Origin of the sequence: Mycobacterium helveticum (assembly GCF_007714205.1) — a bacterium.
GTDB classification, from domain to species: Bacteria; Actinomycetota; Actinomycetes; order Mycobacteriales; family Mycobacteriaceae; genus Mycobacterium; species Mycobacterium helveticum.
Genome location: NZ_VMQU01000272.1, coordinates 1 through 1,663 on the forward strand (window position 1 = coordinate 1; position 1,663 = coordinate 1,663).

Here is a 1,663-nt window from a genome sequence, read left to right on the forward strand (position 1 = left end):
CACCGCGACACTATGCGCACCCACCGACAAAACCGGCCGCCCAGTGACCACAGAAACGCAAGTGACACAAGTTTTTTGGCAGTTTTTTGGGCTCTTGTGACCAATCTGTGGGTCGGTTGTTGATTTGAAGAGGGCGCACGCCGTTGTGGCTTAAAGATGTTTCGGTAATACAGTGAGTCGTTGTCATAAAGAAAGACCCGTGTGGGCGAGGAAGGCGAAACTGAACCGTCCCCGGTTTTATGCGCACTTCCTTTGTTGGGAAGGATGGCGCGATGCCGAGCAAGTACGACGAGAACACCAAGGCCAGGGCAGTGCGGCTGGTCCGTGAGCACCGGGATGACTACGACTCAGAGTGGGCGGCGATGAAGGCGATCGCCGGCCGGCTGGGGATGAACGCGGAGACGCTACGCAAGTGGGTGCGCCAGGCTGAGATCGACGCCGGTGAAGCGGCAGGGATGTCCAGCGAGGAGAGCCGGGAGCTTCGGGAGCTACGCCGCAAATGTCGTGAGCTCGAATCAACCATCGAAATACTCAAGGCTGCAACAACTTTCTTCGCGCGGGAGTGCGACCCGCTACACCGCTGATCTGTTCGTTCATCGACGAACACAAGGAGCGGTTCGGGGTCGTACCGATCTGCCGCGCCCTGGCTATCCAGGGCGCGGCGATCGCCCCGCGCACCTACTGGGCGCACCGCTCGTCGGCACCATCGAAACGCGCGCTGTGGGACACCACGATCACCGAAATCCTGGCCGGCTACTACGAACCTGACGCCGACGGGAAACGCCCGCCAGAAAGCCTCTACGGCAGCCTGAAGATGTGGGCGCACCTGCAACGTCAAGGTATCCCGGTGGCCCGGCGCACCGTGGAACGGATCATGCGGCACAACGGCTGGCGAGGTGTCCTGCGTGCTCGCCGCCCACCGCGCACCACCGACGCCGACCCGGCTGCGGCCCGAGCACCGGACCTGGTGGGCCGGCGCTGGCGCGTTGCCGCACCCAACCTGCTGGAGGTAGCTGACTTCACCTACGTCGCGCTCGACACCGGCAGGTTCGGCTACACCGCGTTCGTCGTCGACGCCTATGCCGGGCTGATCCCCGGCTGGGAGTGCTCGATGGTCAAAGACACCGGCTTCGTCGAGCGCGCCCTGCGCCACGCCGCGACCTTCCGTGCCCGCCAAGGCCATCCGTTCAACCACACCATCCATCATAGTGACGCCGGGAGTCAGTATACCGCAATACATTTCGGTGAGACGCTGATGCTCGAAGGGATGATACCCTCGATCGGTACCGTCGGTGACGCCCTGGACAACGCCGCTATGCGAAACCACGATCGGGCTCTACAAGACCGAATGCGTGCGGCCAGGCTCCCCGTTTCGCACCGGCCCGATCCGTACCCTGACCGACCTGGAGAACATGACCTCCGCGTGGGTTAGCTGGTACAACACGACCAGGCTGATGCACCGCCTGGGCCGCATCCCACCCGCGGAAGCCAAGGGCGAGTACTACGCTCGACTCCAGGCCGGAAAGCACACCGGTCACACGTAAAAAGGTGTGCATGAAACCGGGGATGCTTCAAAACACAGCTCTTAGTTGGAACCGACGCGGGTCAGTCCTGACTCGGCGGCGGCCTGGGCCTCGTCGATGGTGTCGGGGCACAGGTTGGC

The 1,663-nt window shown here is 63.0% G+C and carries 1 pseudogene and 1 other annotated feature; the pseudogene reads left to right on the forward strand.

Annotated features, from left to right (window positions below):
- Positions 1–272 precede the first annotated feature (272 nt).
- Positions 273–1,544: pseudogene (locus tag FPZ47_RS27405) on the forward strand (IS3 family transposase).
- Positions 545–673: a sequence feature (AL1L pseudoknot), on the forward strand. Its footprint overlaps the pseudogene before it by 129 nt.
- Positions 1,545–1,663: the final 119 nt, after the last annotated feature.